The following is a 16,384-nucleotide window of genomic DNA, read 5'->3' on the forward strand; positions in this document are numbered from 1 at the left end:
CCCGGCATGACCGACCTTTCCTGGCTGACCGCCCGACCCATTGCCCATCGCGGCCTCCACGACATGAACAAGACGCGCTGGGAGAACACGCTTTCCGCCTTTGCCGCTGCGGCTGAACGCGGCTATGCGATCGAATGCGATGTGCATCTGTCGTCAGACCGCATCCCGGTGATCATCCACGATGGCGATCTGAAGCGGCTGACCGGCCAGGACGGTTTCGTCTGGCAGCGCACGGCAGCAGAAATGACGGCCCTCAAGATCGGCGGCACATCAGATCGTCTGCCGACGCTGCAGCAGGCCCTCGACCTGGTCGATGGTCGCGTGCCGGTGGTCGTCGAGTTGAAAGGGGTTCCCGGCCGTGACGAAGGCTTGGTGGAAAGCGTCGGCAAGATGCTCAAGAACTATAGGGGCAAGGCGGCGATCATGTCGTTCGACCACTGGCTGATCCGCGATTTCCCGAAACACGCGCCCGGTATTCCGGGCGGGCTGACCGCTTATGGCAAGGAAGCCAAGCTGATCGAGGCGCATTTCGCCATGCTGGCGCACGACATTGCCTTCACCTCCTACGCCGCCGGCGACCTGCCGAACCGGTTTGTCAGTTTTGTGCGCGAAAGGCTCAAAATGCCGGTCATCACCTGGACCGTGCTCGACCAACCGGCGGTCGACCTGACCTTCAGATATGCCGACCAGATGACGTTCGAAGGATTTGAGCCGGATCTTGTGCAGGTCGCCTGAACCGAGCTTGCATGAACTGAGCTTGCATGGACCGGCACGGAGCTTAAATAGGCCTCATGGATCAAGGCGATGAAGGCGACGGGCAAACGGCGAATGGAGCGTATGCGATCCGGGTTGCCTCCGGCATCGGAGCCTTCACCTGCGCCGAATGGGATGGCCTCGGCGGGACCTCACGCGGCGATACAGAAAACGGATACAACCCGCTCGTTTCATTCGCTTTTCTGAGCGCGCTTGAGGAGTCCGGCTGCGCCGTGCGGCGCACCGGCTGGCAGGGCCATCATCTCAGGCTCGAGACAGCGCAGGGAAAGCTGCTCGGTGCCATTCCCTGCTACCTGAAATCGCACAGCCAGGGCGAATATGTATTCGATCACGGCTGGTCGGACGCGTTCGAGCGCGCTGGCGGGCGTTACTATCCAAAACTGCAATGCGCCGTGCCGTTCACGCCGGTCACCGGCCCTCGCCTGCTGGTCAACAAGGGCGAGGACAGTCGTGCCGTGAAGGCCGGCTTGGCGGCCGGCCTGAAGGCGGTGACGGAAAAACTCGGCGTTTCCTCCGCGCACGTAACCTTCGCGCAGCTGAGGGATGTCGAGGCGCTGGAAGCGGCGGGTTTTTTGCACCGCACCGACCAGCAGTTCCACTTCTTCAATGAGGGTTATTCGACCTACGACGATTTTCTCGCCACTCTGGCATCGCGCAAGCGCAAGGCGATGAGGAAGGAGCGGCGCGAGGCGCTCGCTCACGGCATCTCGATCGACTGGCTGACCGGCAAGGACCTGACCGAAAGGGTCTGGGACGACTTCTTTGCCTTCTACATGGATACCGGCAGCAGGAAATGGGGGCGGCCCTATCTCAGCCGCGCGTTTTTCTCGATGATCGGCGAGCGCATGGCCGACGACATCCTGCTGGTGATGGCCAAGCGCAATGGACGCTACATTGCCGGCGCTATCAATTTCATCGGCTCCGATGCGCTCTACGGGCGCAACTGGGGCTGCATCGAGGACCACCCCTTCCTGCATTTCGAGGTCTGCTATCACCAGGCGATCGACTTCGCCATCAACCGTAAGCTGAAGGTGGTCGAAGCCGGCGCGCAAGGCGAGCACAAGCTGGCGCGCGGCTACAGGCCGGTGACCACGCATTCGGCGCATTACATCGCGCATCCCGGCTTGCGTAACGCGGTCGCCGACTATCTCAGGCGCGAGCGCCGCGAAGTGGAGCGGATGGCCGGCTATCTCGAAGAGCACACCCCGTTCCGCAAGGATCTGGCGGACGATTAGTTAGAGCGACATGCGTCCAATTGGACGCACAAACTACGCTCGAAAGTATCGTAGTTTCCGAAAATTGATTCCGATTGTCGGGTCGATGCGGTAGGAGCAAGGCACAATCCGGAGCGCACGCCATGGCCGAACAAACCACCTACGACAGCAACAATATCTTCGCGAAAATCCTGCGCGGTGAAATCCCGTCGCATCGCGTCTATGAAGATGACGCGGTTGTCGCCTTCATGGATGTGATGCCGCAAGGGCCGGGTCATACGCTGGTTGTGCCGAAGGCGCCGTCGCGCAACCTGCTTGACGCGGATCCGGCAACATTCGGCCCACTCTTCGCCGTCGTGCAAAAGGTGGCGGTGGCGGTGAAGAAGGCCTTCGGCGCCGATGGCGTCACCATCCTGCAGTTCAACGAGCCCGCTTCGGGCCAGACCGTCTACCACCTCCATGTCCACGTCATTCCACGCTTCGAGGGCATCCCTTTGAAGCCGCATAGCGGGCAGATGGAGAAGCCGGAAGTGTTGGCTGAGAACGCCGGCAAGATACGGACGGCGCTGACAAACTGATGCCGGGCTTCGCGCGTCCGGCCGCCCACCAGCTCTTCATGCAGCTAAAAAAGCCCCGTTTCCGGGGCTTTTTTAGCTTTCAGGCCATCATCCCTTGCGAGGCAGTTGCGGCACCAGGCTGCGCTTGCTGCCATCCTTGCCCTTGGGCTCCGCCTTCTGCGCGACCGCCTTTTTCGCGGCCGGCTTCTTGCCGGCAGCTTTCCTGGGCTTCGGCGTGTCGTCCGGTTCTTCCTTCTTCGGCTTGACCGGCGCCTCGTCGGCGAGTGACTCGAGCTTCAGCCCGGTTTCGCCGGTCTCCTTCTTGTCGACGGTGACACGCACCGTGCCGCCCTTCTTGAGCTTGCCGAACAGCACCTCGTCGGCCAGCGGCTTCTTGATGTGCTCCTGGATGACGCGGCCGAGCGGCCGTGCTCCCATGCGCTCGTCATAGCCCTTCTCGGCCAGCCAGGCGATCGCCTCCTGAGACAGGTCGAAGGTGACGCCACGCTCGGAGAGCTGGGCCTCGAGCTGCATGACGAACTTCTGCACCACCTGGTGGATGACCGGCACCGGCAGCGATCCGAACGGGATGATCGCATCGAGACGGTTGCGGAACTCCGGCGTGAACAGCCGGTTGATCGCTTCGACATCGTCGCCTTCGCGCTTGGTCGAGCCGAAACCGATCGCCGCGCGCTGCGCATCCGAGGCGCCCGCATTGGTGGTCATGATCAGGATGACATTGCGGAAGTCGATCTGCTTGCCGTTGTGGTCGGTCAGCTTGCCATGGTCCATGACCTGCAACAGGATGTTGAACAGATCCGGATGCGCCTTCTCGACCTCGTCCAGCAACAGCACGCAATGCGGATGCTGGTCGACGCCGTCGGTCAACAGGCCGCCCTGGTCGAAGCCGACATAGCCGGGAGGTGCACCGATCAGCCGTGAGACGGTGTGGCGTTCCATATATTCGGACATGTCGAAGCGGATCAGCTCGACACCGAGCGAGGCCGCGAGCTGCTTTGCCACTTCGGTCTTGCCGACGCCGGTCGGCCCCGAGAACAGGTAGGAGCCAATCGGTTTCTCCGGTTCGCGCAGGCCGGCCCGCGCCAGCTTGATCGCCGAGGTCAAAGCCGTGATCGCGGTGTCCTGACCGTAGACGACGCGCTTCAGCTCGATGTCGAGACCGGCCAGCACCTTCTCGTCGTCGGCGGAAACCGTCTTCGGCGGAATGCGAGCGATGGTGGCGATCGTCGCTTCGATCTCCTTGATGCCGATGGTCTTCTTGCGCTTGGCCTCCGGCACCAGCATTTGCGAGGCGCCGGTCTCGTCGATCACGTCGATCGCCTTGTCCGGCAGCTTGCGGTCGTTGATGTAGCGCGCCGACAGTTCGACCGAAGCCTTGATCGCCTCAGCCGTGTAGCGAACCTTGTGGAACTCCTCGAAATACGGCTTGAGACCCTTCATGATCTCGATGGCGTCCTCGATGGTCGGTTCGTTGACGTCGATCTTCTGGAAGCGCCGCACCAAGGCGCGGTCCTTCTCGAAGAACTGGCGGAACTCCTTGTAGGTGGTCGAGCCGATGCAGCGGATCGTTCCCGACGACAGCGCCGGCTTCAACAGGTTCGACGCATCCATGGCGCCGCCAGACGTCGCCCCTGCCCCGATCACGGTGTGGATCTCGTCGATGAACAGAACCGCGCCCGGATAATCCTCGAGCTCCTTGACGACCTGCTTCAGCCGCTCCTCGAAATCACCGCGATAGCGGGTGCCGGCCAGCAATGTCCCCATGTCGAGCGCGAAGATGGTGGCGTTATGCAGCACTTCCGGCACGTCGCCCTCGACGATGCGCTTGGCGAGGCCCTCGGCGATCGCCGTCTTGCCGACGCCGGGGTCGCCGACATAGAGCGGATTGTTCTTGGAGCGGCGGCACAGCACCTGGATGGTGCGGTTGATCTCGGACGCGCGGCCGATCAACGGATCGATCTTGCCGGCCTTGGCCTTGTTGTTCAGATTGACGCAATAGGCGGTCAGCGCGTCCTGCTGCTGCTTTTTCTTGCCGCTGTCCTCTTGCGGCTCGGCGCCGCTCTGGCCCTGCTCGTCATCGGCGCCACGCGGCGACCGCGTCTCGGATGCGCCGGGCCGCTTGGCGATGCCATGCGAGATGTAATTGACCGCGTCGTAGCGGGTCATCTGCTGTTCCTGCAGGAAATAGGCGGCATGGCTCTCGCGCTCGGCGAAGATGGCAACGAGCACGTTGGCGCCGGAGACTTCCTCGCGGCCGGACGACTGCACATGGATCACCGCGCGCTGGATGACGCGCTGGAAACCGGCCGTCGGCTTGGAATCCTCGTCATAGCCGGTAACGAGATTGTCGAGCTCAGTATCGATGTAGGTGAGAACCGTATGCTTCAACTCGTCGAGATCGACGTTGCAGGCGCGCATGACCGCGGCCGCCTCGGTGTCGTCGATGAGCGCGAGCAGCAAGTGTTCAAGGGTTGCGTATTCGTGGTGCCGCTCATTGGCGAGCGTCAGCGCCTGGTGAAGCGCCTTTTCCAGGCCTTGGGAGAAAGCCGGCATGTTACCTCACTTCTTCTCCATCACGCATTGCAGCGGATGCTGATTCTGTCGGGCGAAATCCATGACCTGAGACACTTTGGTCTCGGCCACCTCGAATGTATAGACCCCGCACTCGCCCACTCCATGATTGTGAACATGAAGCATGATGCGTGTGGCGGCTTCACGGTCCTTCTGGAAAAAACGCTCCAGCACGTGAACCACGAATTCCATGGGCGTGTAGTCGTCGTTGAGAATGAGGACCCGATATAAGCTAGGCTTCTTGGTCTTGGTTTTGGTGCGCGTGATGACGGCCGTGCCGCGACCGGTCTCGTTGCCGTCGCTGCCGTTTTGCATCCGCACCACATCTGTTGTGGCAGTCAAACCTGTCGTCACGTAACCCTGCCTTTTCGAATCCCCATGCGCGTTCGACATGTAGGTGTTCGATGAATGATTTTAAGCCCTTCTGTTTAGCTGACAATATGGCTAGGTGGCCAAACTTGACCGATTTTTCGAAATCGTGAAGGCAGCAGAGCCCCTGATTTCAAAATCGAGGGCATCGGCACGATCCGACAGGCGTGGAGCGGATGCGTCAGCCAACAGACGCGCTTTAATGCATGTCGCGCAGGACACACTCAGGATTTCCATCGTCCAAAACGAGCGAGAATAGCGACAGGCAAGGTGCCGACGAGGACTATGGCAAGTGCCGCGACCGACGCTTCCTCGTAGGTTCCGCGCGCCGCCTCGCCGTAGAGATGCGTCGCCAGGGTCTCGAAATTAAGCGGCCTCAGCAGAAGCGTCGCCGGCAACTCCTTCATGCAATCGACAAACACGAGCAAGCCCGCAGCGACGAGCGACGGTTTCGAAAGCGGCAGAAGAATATGCCGGAATGTGCCAGTCACATTCCGGCCGAGGCTGCGCGCGGCGTGATCGAACGAGCGCGGAATGCGGCTGAAGCCCGCCTCGACCGAACCGACCGCAATCGCCAGGAAGCGTGCGACATAGGCGTAGCCGAGCGCTGCTCCCGACCCGATCAGCAGCAGGCCGGTTGGCGCGCCCAGCCATGCGAGCGCGGTTCGGTCGATCATCTGATCGAGGGCTGCGACGGGCAACAATATTCCGATGGCCACCACGGTGCCGGGCATCGCATAGCCGACCGTGGAAATCCGCTGCAAAGCCGCCGTGACACGGCCGGGAAGCGAGCGCGCCGTATAGGCGATGACCACGCCGAAGAGCAGGATTGTGAGCGTAGCCATGGCCGACAAGGTGACGGTGTTGAGCGTTTCCGACAAGAGCCGGGGCGACAGTCCTGCGAAACGGACGCGCTTCCACGCCTCGACGGCAAGATAGCTCGCCGGGGCAATGAACCCGATGAACACCGGCAAAAGGCCGAGCGCAAAAACCATCAGGCCGGAAACGGTGCCGAGACGATGCGGTGTGAAACTCCGCGCCTTTTGTGCGCTCGACCAATAACGCTGACGACGGCGCGCCCAACGCTCGATGGTGACGAGCGCGAGCACCAATGACAGCATGGCGAGCGCAATCTGCGCCGCGCCCGGCAGGTCGGACCGCGTCACCCATGTCGTGTAGACCGAGACCGTCAGTGTCTTCACGCCCAGGAACTCCGAGGCACCGATGTCGTTCAGCGCCTCCATCAGCGCGAGGCTGACGCCGACGGCGATCGCCGGACGTGCCAGCGGCAGCGCAACGCGCCAGAAGACGCCGCCTTTGCCACTTCCAAGCGTGCGCGACACCTCGACCAGATTGGCCGCCTGGGTGAGAAACATCGCCCGCGTCGTCAGGTACACATAGGGGTAGAGCACGAAGCCGAGCAGCACGATGCAGCCGGCCATCGACCGGATGTCGGGAAGGCGGAATTCGTGTGGGCTGGTGTAGCCAAGGGCCGCTCTGAGCGCACCCTGGACCAAGCCGATCGGATGGAGAAGATCGAGATAGACGTAGGCGATTATGTAGGTCGGCACTGCGAGCGGGAGGAGCAGCGCCCATTCGAGAAACCTGCGGCCGGGAAAGTCATAGGCGGTGACAAGCCAGGCCGTCGAGGTGCCAAGAAGCGTGACGAGGACACCGACGCCGACGAGCAGCGCCGTGGTCTGCTGGAAGGCCTGTGGCAGCACATAGGCGAGGAGATGCGGCCAGAGCCCGCTCGATCCCCGCAGCGCCTGCCAGATAAGGGCGAGAACCGGAGTCGCCACCAGCGCAGCGACAAGCACCGTCGCCATGAACCACAGTCGCCCGGACCTGTACCGGGCGACCTTCACAGTGGAGGCTTTCCGCAGGTCGACATCCGACATCGGGAGATCACCGGGCGCAGCACTGCCCACGCCCGGATCGCCCATCAGTTGTCGAAGCCGACCTTCTCGGCCAGTCCGCTTGCCTGCTTGCGATGCTTGACGATTTCCGTCATCGGCACTGGATCGACCTTCAACGCGCCGAACGAGGCGATGATCGGGTCGATCGGAGCGCCGGCCTTGACCGGGTATTCGAAATTTGCCTTGGCATAGAGTTTCTGGGCGTCGTCGGAGACCAGATATTCCAGCAGCTTGACCGCCTCACCCTTGTTCGGCGCATGCTTTGCGACGGCCGCGCCGCTGACGTTGACCTGCGTGCCGCCATCCTTGAACGTTGGCAGGACGACCTTGATCGCGTCGCCCCAGGCGACCTGCTCCTCACCGCCCTTGCCGGAGCGCATCAGTCCGACGTAGTAGGAATTGGCGATGCCTATCTGGCAAATGCCGCCGAGGATGTCCTTGGCCACATCGCGGTCGCCGCCGCCCGCCTTGCGGGCGAGATTCCCCTTGACGGCGGCAAGCCATGCTTCCGTCGCCTCGGCGCCGTTATGTGCGATGTAATCGGCGAAAAGAGCGGTGTTGTAGGGATGCTGGCCGGACCGGATGCAGACCTTGCCCTTCCATTTTGGATCGGACAGGTCCTCGTAGTTGAACGCGGCAAGATCGAGATCCTTGGCCGCGTAGAGTACGCGGGCCCGCATCGACAGAGCAAACCAGTTGTTGGCCGGGTCACGCAGGTTCTCCGGGACCGCGGCTTTCAGAACATCTGATACGACCGGCTGCGTCAGGCCTTTTTCGGCCAGGTCAGCGAGGTTGCCGACATCGACCGTCATGAGAATATCGGCAGGTGAGCTTTCCCCTTCCGAGGCCACACGCTCCGCCAGACCATCTTTCATGAAGACTGTATTGACCTTGACGCCGCTCGAGGCGGTGAAGGCGTCAAGCAGCGGCTGGATCAGCCCAGGCTCACGCGTGGTGTAGATGTTCAGTTCGGCCGCCATGGCGCTGGCCCCGCCAGCGAGGGCGAAGACGCCGCCCACCAGGGCGAGTCGCAATGTGGAAAGGCTCTTCATGAAGCGGTCCTCCATTAATTGATTGGTGCGGCCGGCATTGGTTGACAGCCCAGGAATTGCTCGATCATATGTGACTAATTTAGTCAAGTTACTTTGCGACCAAAGCGCTTGCGACTTATGCCGCAGCGAATATCAGGACGCCGCCTGGATCTACGGTCAGGTGGATCGGCTCACCCGGCTTTACATCGATCCGGCTGGTGGTGCGCAAGCGCAAGAGGTCAGCAACGCCCTCGATCCTGACCAGCAATTGTTCGATCTCACCCAGAAAAGAGCGGTTGACGACAAGCGCCGGCAGACCTTCCTCGGGACCTGAAAGGGAGACGGCCTGCGGGCGGATGCAGGCAAACGCCTTGCCGCCTTCCGGAAGATCGAGCCGGGCTGGAAAGCTGCCCAGCACCGTTTCGACCCGGCCATCGCGGTAGATGCCCTCTAGCCTGTTGCACGGGCACAAGAATTCGGCGGCGTAGAGTGAGTTGGGATGATCATAGATATCGTAGCCCGTCCCGACCTGCACAACCCGCCCCTCCTGCATCAGCACAACCCGGTCACCGACGGAAAGGGCCTCCTCCGGGTCGTGCGTGACGAGGATCGCCGTCGTCCCCAAGGCTCTCAACGTCGAAATGGTCTCCTCGCGCACCCGCTCCCGCAGGCCACGATCAAGGTTGGAGAAAGGCTCGTCCATCAGCAGAATGACGGGTTTTGGGGCAAGCGCCCGCGCCAGTGCGACTCGCTGCTGCTCGCCACCTGAAAGCGTGTGTGGGTAACGGCCGGAAAGCGCCTGGATGCCGATTCGGGCGATCACCTCGGCCGCACGGGCGCTCGTCTCGCGCCGCGACAGCCGCTTGAGGCCGAAGGCCACGTTCTCCTCGACGGTCAGGTGCGGGAACAGGGCATAATCCTGGAACATGAATCCGATGTTGCGGTCTTCGGGCTCGACAAAGCTGTTCGCGCCCGCGATCTCAATGCCATTGAGCAGAATTCTTCCGCTGTCGGCCGTATCGACGCCTGCAATGATCCGCAAAAGCGAGGATTTGCCGCAACCGGACTGGCCGACCAGGCAGACGATCTCTCCAGGCGCAATCGAAAGCGAAACGTCATCCAGCGCCCGGGTGTCGCCGAAGCTTCGGCTGATGTGTTCGAGCGTTAGCGGAGCGCCGGCATCATTTATCGACCCATGCATCATTCGCCCTTAAGCTAAACCGACAAGCTGGCTCATTGCTGTTTAGATCAGCGTCGATCGGCTGGAAACTTAATTGCCATGAAAAAAACCCGGCCGCACGTTCGCGACCGGGTCCGTCTTGCTGGCCCAAGGGCCGTGTTCACATCTTGTAGCGAGATTATTTCGCCTTTGCGACGATCGATTCGAACGGCTTGTAGGCTTCCTTGGCGAGTTCGGCATAGAGGTCACCAATCTTGGTGGCTTCTGTGACGAAGGCTTCGTACGACTGCCTGGCAAAATCGGACTGGATCTCGATCGCCTTCTCCAGCGACTTGGCCGACAAAAGTTTCTCGGCTGCTGCGCTGCCGGCCTCGAAGCTTTTCTTGGTGTACTCGCCCGCCTCGGTGGCGATGGCCTGCGCGCCCTTGGAAAGGGATGCGAAGCTCTTCAAGCCGCTATCCGCAAACTCCTTGCCGTATTTGCTGAAATCTTCATAGGTCTGGGTCATTCACGCAATCCCTTGCCAGTTGTCCTTGAGCGGTGGACGCGGCCTTTTCCCGGGGCCGCGTTGTGCAATGCAAATAATATATTGTGCACTGCACAAAAGTCAAGTTTTTTACCGAGTGCGGGTTTCACCGGGTGCGGCCCCGGCCATCCGGCCAGCAGATCGGCGCAACCGTCGGGAAATGGCTAAGATTCGAATAAAGAAAAGCTCAAGCTCGAAGAAAATGGTGAACGCTGCGGTTACCATAAACGGATTGGTAACGCTGGCCGCGATAGCTTGGCTTGAAGTGAGGCAGGACCCCTTTGCCGCCTCCACCGCAACAAAAATTCAAAGGAACCATCGGTGCGTCAGGCGTTGTCGGGCATTCTCTCCAAATCCGCGTCCTCCTTGAAAACGATCATGATCCTCGCTTTGGCGATGACATTCGTCGTTGCCGGAGCTGCTTCGTCCATGGCGGCGAGGTCGGCGGCCATCGTCATCGACGCCAAGACCGGCAAGGTGCTTTACTCTTCGAACGCCGATGGCCGACGCTATCCCGCCTCGCTCACCAAGATGATGACGCTTTACCTGGCCTTCGAGGCCATGGCGAACGGCAAGATCGGCAAGAACTCCCGCGTCGTCTTCTCGGCCAATGCTGCTGCCGAACCGCCGACCAAACTCGGCGTCAAACGGGGCGGCGCGATCACCGTCGAGACCGCGATCCTGTCGATGGTGACCAAGTCGGCAAACGACTCGGCAACCGCAATCGGCGAACTTCTCGGCGGCAATGAAGCCAATTTCGCCCACATGATGACTGCCAAGGCGCGGGCACTGGGCATGAAGGGGACCGTTTTCCGCAACGCCCACGGCTTGCCAAATCCCGGTCAGTTCACCACCGCGCGCGACATGGCGGTGCTCGGCATCGCGCTGCGGGAGCATTTTCCCCAGTATTACAGCTATTTCTCGCAGCGTTCCTTTCTCTACGGCCGCAGGCGCATCAACGGCCACAACCGGCTGCTTGGACGCATCAAGGGCGTCGACGGCATTAAGACTGGCTACACCCGCGCCTCCGGCTACAATCTCGTCTCCTCGGTCGACGACGGCGATCGCCGCATCGTCGCGGTGGTCATAGGCGGGAAATCCGGCGGCAGCCGCGACAACCAGATGGCCGCATTGATCAAAGCCTACCTGCCGAAGGCGTCGTCGCGCGGCAGCGGGATGCTGATCGCCAAGGCTGGCGGCGGCAACCCGATCACCGCTCTGGCGAAAGTATTCCTGCCCAAGCGCGACGCGCCGACGCCGGACAGCAGGCCGGAAGACGATGCGGCGTACAACGAGGCCCCGGACGGCGATGCCATTGCCTCCCTGGTCGAGGAGGCCGAGCCCGTCGTTGAAGAAGCCACCCCCGTCGTTGAGACCACGCCCGTCTCTCGGACCAAAAAGCTCGAGACAATGGCCGCGGCCACGGCGGACGATGTGGCGACCGCACGGGTCGCAGCAGCCTATGGCGAACCGGCAAAGGTCGATCCCGTCAACACGGCATCGGTGCCGTCCGGCTGGGCAGTCCAGGTCGCCTCTTCGCCAAAACAGTCCGAAGCCCAGGCTCTCCTGGACGAGACGAGCAAACAGGCGCCTTCGGTCCTGGCCGATGCTGTGGGCTTCACCGTCGCCTTCGAGAAGGGCGGCGTCACATACTACCGCGCCCGGTTCGGCTTTGGCTCGAAGACTGCCGCCTCGAAAGCCTGCAACGCCCTGAAGAAAAAGAAAATCGAGTGCTACGCCGTCCACCAGTAGGCGGCGTCGAAACATCTCCCGGAAGAATTCTGCGTCGAAGGAGACTAGTTGTGATTGGAGAGCAAGACGTCCTTGGCTTCGTTGATCCGCGCCGCCAGAAACGAAGTGCCGCCGAGATCGGGGTGCAGGCGCTGCATCAGGCGGCGGTGCGCCTTGCGGACATCCGCCGCGGCGGCCCCCGCTTCAAGACCAAGGATCTTGTAGGCCTCCTCCTTAGTCATGGCGCCCGAACCTGGCGAAACACCCAGCCCGTCGCCACCATTCGCCTCCGCGTCTTTGCGCCAGATGGGAAATCTGCCGTCAAGATACGTCTCTAGCAGCTGGCGGCTCTCCGGGTCGCCGGGGAGTTCGCGATAAAGCTGCTGCAATTCCGCAAGGCTCATCGTGCCTAGCATCTTGCCTTCATGGCGGCCGGCGAGCACGAGCCCCTCCAGATTGCCGGTATCGTGATCAAGCTCCATTTCGAGGGCCGCGGTGCGCACCGTCGAATACTTGCCCGGCTCCAGTTTCGCCGTCGGCCGCTTCATCCGCATCGAGCCATACCAGGCGAGCGCCGTCGACAGGATCAAGCCGCCGATGCCTGCGCGTCCAACTAGAAGCGCGGCGACGCCGATCAGCGCCAGCAGGACAGGCCCAAGCGTCCTCATCCAGCTTGCGAGTTTCGCGGGGTCGGAGCGCAGAAACACCATGGCCACGCCGAGCAGCACCAAAAGCAACGCCACGAATGCGATAGTCGCGCCCGTCATTTCCTGCCGCTCCGCAGATGCTCGATCATCAGCCGGTCTTCCGGCCTGCCCCTGGCCTCCAGAGCCTTCAGCCCGCCCGTCGCAAACACCGCAACCGCCGATAGCAGGCTGGCCAAGGTTGCGGCGGCCCGCCGATCAAATCGGAACCAGGCGCCTTTGGACAGCCGCGCAATTTCCTTGAACGCCTTTTCCGCGCCGGCATCATGGCCCTCCTGAAAGACGAAGACAGGAACGCCGTGCAGGCCGAGGCTGCCGGCCTTTTCCGCCAGATCGTCGATATTTTCCTCCATCGCGTCGCCGATATAGACCAGCGCGTTGACCTTGGCCGCCGCCGTCTGTTTCAGCGCATGGGCGAGCACCTTGCCGATCTGAGTGTGGCCGCTGCGGCATTCGATCCGCGTCATCAGCTGCTTCAGCGCGTTCGTATCGGTGACGAATGCGGATGAGCGGCACTCGCCAAAACCGCGAAAATAGACCAATTGGACCTTGAGCGCCCCGGCCTTGCCGACGGCGTCGAACATCTCGCCCTGCAGCGCACAGGCGAGATCCCAGGTCGGCTGGCGGCTCATCGTCGCGTCGAGGGAAAGGATCAGCCTGCCAGTACCGGTTGCGGACGCAGCCAGCGTCCTTGCCTGACGGATAAACGCGTCGATCTCGCCGGTGCTCGATTGGGATTCGACCGGCGCAGGATTGGCCTTTGCGGGCACGGGCTGCTTCTTGTCGCTCATGACATTCAAGATGTGGCGTTGTCGCACAGCTTGCAAGCCCAGCATGAGGCTATCTGGAGGGCCGGCGATCACCGCATCTTTGAATTTTGGGGCGTTACTAGAGAAGGCCGAGATCGGCAAGCTCGCGCCTGAGTTTCGGCGGAATTTCGACCAATCCCGCTTTGCCCTTGGAGAGATCGGCCGGTGCGTCCGACGGTTTCAAATAGCGCCAGCCTTGAAAGGCGCGGCGCGGCTGCCATTCAGTCGGCACGACCGCGGGATCGAGGATCAGGTGACAGCGGCCGATACCCTCGTCATCGGTGAAAGGACGGATTTCGGTGATCAACTGGCGGCACTGCACGTTGCCCTTGATTACCCAGTAGAGGGAACCGCCATCGGTGACCTCGGCGCTGCGCGTCGGCGTCATGCGGGTGGTGTGGTAGTGCTCGACCGGTTCACCGGCGCGCCGCCGTTCGTCGAGGCGGAACGCGATCCACTCTTCGAGATCTTCGACGCTGTCGCAGCCAACGCAGAGCTTTATGAGATTGAGGGACATGGATCAAGGTTTAGTCCGGCGCGCGAAGGCGTCAACTGGCCCAATCCACTTTCTCCACAGTGCCGACTTTCTCCACAGTGCCGCTGTTCTCCACGGCGCCAATCCACAGTGCAAGGTTTGGCTCAGCATTCCACGATATTGACGGCCAGTCCGCCGAGGCTGGTTTCCTTGTATTTCTCGTTCATGTCGAGGCCGGTCTGGCGCATGGTCTCGATTGCGGCATCGAGCGGCACGAAATGAACGCCGTCGCCCTTGATAGCCAGCGACGCGGCAGTCACCGCCTTGACCGCGCCGAGCGCGTTGCGCTCGATGCAAGGCACCTGCACCAGCCCGCCGACCGGATCGCAGGTCATGCCGAGATGATGCTCAAGCGCGATCTCGGCGGCGTTCTCGACCTGCTCGGGCGTGCCGCCCATCACGGCGCACAGCCCCGCTGCCGCCATCGCCGAGGCCGAACCGACCTCGCCCTGGCAGCCGACCTCGGCACCCGAGATCGAAGCGTTGGTCTTGATGATGCCGCCGACCGCTGCTGCGGTCAGCAGGAAATCGCGGATGCTTGGCTGGTCGGCCTCGGGATGGAAATGCAGCCAGTAGCGCAGCACCGCCGGCAGCGTGCCTGCAGCACCATTGGTCGGCGCGGTGACGACGCGCCCGCCGGCGGCGTTCTCCTCGTTCACCGCCATGGCATAGATCGACAGCCAGTCGTTGGCGAGCAGCGGATTGGGCCGGTTCTGCCGCCACTGCTCCTGCAGCTTGTCATGCAATTGTCGCGCGCGTCGGCGCACCTTCAGGCCCCCCGGCATGATGCCGTCCTGCGACAGGCCGCGCTCGATGCAGCTCTTCATGGCGCTCCAGATGCCGTCGAGGCCAGCGTCGAGTTCTTCACGCGACATCTGCGTCTCTTCGTTGACGCGCTTCATGTCGGCGATGGAAAGACCGCTTTTCGCGGCCATCGACAGCATCTCGACAGCATTCTTGAAGGGGTATGGAACCTTCTTGCCTTCGCTCGTCACCGAGCCCTTCGCCTTCATCCGCTGCAGTTCTTCTTCGGAAACCACGAAGCCGCCGCCGATCGAATAGTAGATGCGCTTGAGCAGCAGGCGGTCGTCGGCATCATAGGCGGAGAAAGCCATGCCGTTGGCGTGGCCGGAAAGCGGCGTCTTGCGATCCAGCACCAGATCCGTGGCCGGGTCGAAGCGATAGGACGGATGGCCGGGCGGCGAAATCCGCTTCTCGGCGGCGATACGGTCGACGATGCTGTCGGCCTGATCGGGGTCTACCGTCTGCGGCGTCTGGCCGGCAAGCCCGAGCACGACGGCGCGATCTGAACCATGGCCGATGCCGGTATAGGCAAGCGAGCCGTGCAGGCTGGCGGCGATGCGGTCGACCTTGGCGCCGGCCGGGCGTGGCCAGTCATCTCCCGCGACCTCGTCGAGAAAACGCCGCGCAGCCGTCATCGGTCCCATCGTGTGCGAACTCGATGGTCCAATGCCGATCTTGAACAGGTCGAAAACCGAAAGGAACACGCGTCGCTCTCCTATTGGAATTTACATATAGGAATTCCTGTGATGTTTCCGCTCTTTCGAAGATTGCGGCGCTGCACCTGCCGACCTTGTTTGCTCCGGCAGCGACATCGTTGCGTTCCGCCATCGAAGCGCCGCCACCGCTTGTGGTAAGAGGGTTGCATGGGCGATTCCTTCCATCTGTCGACGGCAGACCTCGTTGCGCTGGGTTTTTTCGTTTTCGTGTGGGTGCTGCATACGCTCGCCTCCGACGGAAAGCTGGTCAGGCGCATGTCGCTGACGACGGCGATGAACGTCCAGCGTCAAGCTTGGATGCGGAACATGGCCGAACGCGAGGTCCGCATTGTCGACACCGCCATCATGGCCGGCCTTCAACAGGGAACCGCCTTCTTCGCCTCCAGTTCGCTGATTGCGATCGGCGGCTGTTTTGCCCTGCTCGGCGCCTCCGATCAGGTTGTTTCGGTGCTGAGCGACCTGCCGCTCGGCGCGACGTCGTCCCGCTCCGCCTTTCAGATGAAGGTGTTCGGATTGGTGCTGATCCTTGCCTATTCCTTTTTCAAGTTCGGCTGGGCCTACCGACTGTTCAACTATTGCTCGATTCTGATCGGTGCGGTGCCGATCCCGCACGGCGAGGCTTCACGCAACCCGGTCAGCGAGACTGCGGTATGGCGGGCGGCGCGCATGAACATGCTGGCCGGAAAGCATTTCAATTCCGGCATGCGCGGCGTGTTCTTCTCGATCGGCTATCTCGGCTGGTTCGTCGACCCAAAAGTGTTCGTGCTGTCGACGCTGCTGTTGCTGGCGGTTCTGGTGCGTCGCCAGTTCTTCTCGGCGGCGCGGCAAGCCGTGATCGGTCAGCCGCCCGAGCCGACACCCGGTCCGGGAAAAAGCCGATCGATGCGGCCCGACAGCCGGTAGGCGACGAGCCCTCACCCCTT

The 16,384-nt window shown here is 62.0% G+C and carries 15 protein-coding genes; 5 read left to right on the forward strand and 10 right to left on the reverse strand.

All coding sequences use genetic code 11. The features are described from left to right. Nucleotides 1-6 precede the first annotated feature (6 nt). From AC0L2V_RS14570 to AC0L2V_RS14580, 3 genes are all read left to right on the forward strand, one after another. Nucleotides 7-735 carry a glycerophosphodiester phosphodiesterase gene (locus tag AC0L2V_RS14570; protein WP_473520457.1) on the forward strand — a complete coding sequence of 243 codons (729 nt, stop codon included), beginning with the start codon at nucleotides 7-9 and terminating at the stop codon, nucleotides 733-735. Nucleotides 736-791: 56 nt separating this feature from the next. Continuing rightward, nucleotides 792-2,009, forward strand: coding sequence for a GNAT family N-acetyltransferase (locus AC0L2V_RS14575; RefSeq protein ID WP_473520458.1), 1,218 nt, complete (start codon nucleotides 792-794; stop codon nucleotides 2,007-2,009). Nucleotides 2,010-2,131: 122 nt separating this feature from the next. Beyond that, nucleotides 2,132-2,566, forward strand: coding sequence for an HIT family protein (locus AC0L2V_RS14580; RefSeq protein ID WP_473520459.1), 435 nt, complete (start codon nucleotides 2,132-2,134; stop codon nucleotides 2,564-2,566). A gap of 87 nt (nucleotides 2,567-2,653) precedes the next feature. Here the strand turns inward: AC0L2V_RS14580 and clpA are convergent, their stop codons facing one another. The 6 genes from clpA to AC0L2V_RS14610 form a co-directional block, all read right to left on the reverse strand. Continuing rightward, nucleotides 2,654-5,119 carry an ATP-dependent Clp protease ATP-binding subunit ClpA gene (gene clpA, locus AC0L2V_RS14585; protein WP_473520460.1) on the reverse strand — a complete coding sequence of 822 codons (2,466 nt, stop codon included), beginning with the start codon at nucleotides 5,117-5,119 and terminating at the stop codon, nucleotides 2,654-2,656. A gap of 6 nt (nucleotides 5,120-5,125) precedes the next feature. Next, nucleotides 5,126-5,452: an ATP-dependent Clp protease adapter ClpS gene (gene clpS / locus AC0L2V_RS14590; protein ID WP_023801212.1), complete on the reverse strand. Its 327-nt coding sequence runs from the start codon at nucleotides 5,450-5,452 to the stop codon at nucleotides 5,126-5,128. A 278-nt stretch (nucleotides 5,453-5,730) separates the two neighbouring features. Continuing rightward, a complete protein-coding gene (locus AC0L2V_RS14595) occupies nucleotides 5,731-7,407 on the reverse strand; it encodes an ABC transporter permease (RefSeq protein WP_473520461.1) in 1,677 nt (558 codons plus the stop codon). Nucleotides 7,408-7,451: 44 nt separating this feature from the next. After that, a complete protein-coding gene (locus AC0L2V_RS14600; protein WP_473520462.1) occupies nucleotides 7,452-8,477 on the reverse strand; it encodes an extracellular solute-binding protein in 1,026 nt (341 codons plus the stop codon). Nucleotides 8,478-8,592: 115 nt separating this feature from the next. Continuing rightward, nucleotides 8,593-9,660, reverse strand: a complete 1,068-nt coding sequence (locus AC0L2V_RS14605; protein ID WP_473520463.1) for an ABC transporter ATP-binding protein — start codon at nucleotides 9,658-9,660, stop codon at nucleotides 8,593-8,595. Nucleotides 9,661-9,814: 154 nt separating this feature from the next. After that, nucleotides 9,815-10,144: a phasin family protein gene (locus AC0L2V_RS14610; protein ID WP_023801209.1), complete on the reverse strand. Its 330-nt coding sequence runs from the start codon at nucleotides 10,142-10,144 to the stop codon at nucleotides 9,815-9,817. Nucleotides 10,145-10,483: 339 nt separating this feature from the next. On the opposite strand from AC0L2V_RS14610, the gene AC0L2V_RS14615 reads away from it, so the two are divergent. After that, on the forward strand, nucleotides 10,484-11,914 hold the full coding sequence (locus AC0L2V_RS14615; protein WP_473520464.1) for a D-alanyl-D-alanine carboxypeptidase: 1,431 nt from the start codon (nucleotides 10,484-10,486) through the stop codon (nucleotides 11,912-11,914). Between the two features lie 44 nt (nucleotides 11,915-11,958). Here the strand turns inward: AC0L2V_RS14615 and AC0L2V_RS14620 are convergent, their stop codons facing one another. The 4 genes from AC0L2V_RS14620 to AC0L2V_RS14635 form a co-directional block, all read right to left on the reverse strand. Next, nucleotides 11,959-12,660 (reverse strand): DnaJ domain-containing protein, encoded by a 702-nt coding sequence (locus AC0L2V_RS14620; protein WP_091593763.1) that lies wholly within the window; start codon nucleotides 12,658-12,660, stop codon nucleotides 11,959-11,961. Then, the gene (locus AC0L2V_RS14625) at nucleotides 12,657-13,388 is read right to left on the reverse strand and encodes a vWA domain-containing protein (RefSeq protein ID WP_419693396.1); all 732 of its coding nucleotides are present in this window, start codon (nucleotides 13,386-13,388) and stop codon (nucleotides 12,657-12,659) included. Before AC0L2V_RS14625 ends, AC0L2V_RS14620 begins: the two co-directional genes overlap by 4 nt. 97 nt (nucleotides 13,389-13,485) lie before the next feature. Then, nucleotides 13,486-13,923, reverse strand: coding sequence for a DUF1489 family protein (locus AC0L2V_RS14630; RefSeq protein WP_473520465.1), 438 nt, complete (start codon nucleotides 13,921-13,923; stop codon nucleotides 13,486-13,488). Nucleotides 13,924-14,045: 122 nt separating this feature from the next. Continuing rightward, complete coding sequence (locus AC0L2V_RS14635) at nucleotides 14,046-15,449, reverse strand: L-serine ammonia-lyase (protein ID WP_287283966.1); 1,404 nt, start codon at nucleotides 15,447-15,449, stop codon at nucleotides 14,046-14,048. A 159-nt stretch (nucleotides 15,450-15,608) separates the two neighbouring features. Here AC0L2V_RS14635 and AC0L2V_RS14640 point away from each other — a divergent pair, with 159 nt between their 5' ends. Continuing rightward, nucleotides 15,609-16,364 carry a DUF599 domain-containing protein gene (locus AC0L2V_RS14640; RefSeq protein WP_287210246.1) on the forward strand — a complete coding sequence of 252 codons (756 nt, stop codon included), beginning with the start codon at nucleotides 15,609-15,611 and terminating at the stop codon, nucleotides 16,362-16,364. The last annotated feature ends 20 nt before the right edge of the window (nucleotides 16,365-16,384 follow it).

It is taken from the genome of Mesorhizobium sp. WSM4814, from assembly GCF_055811595.1.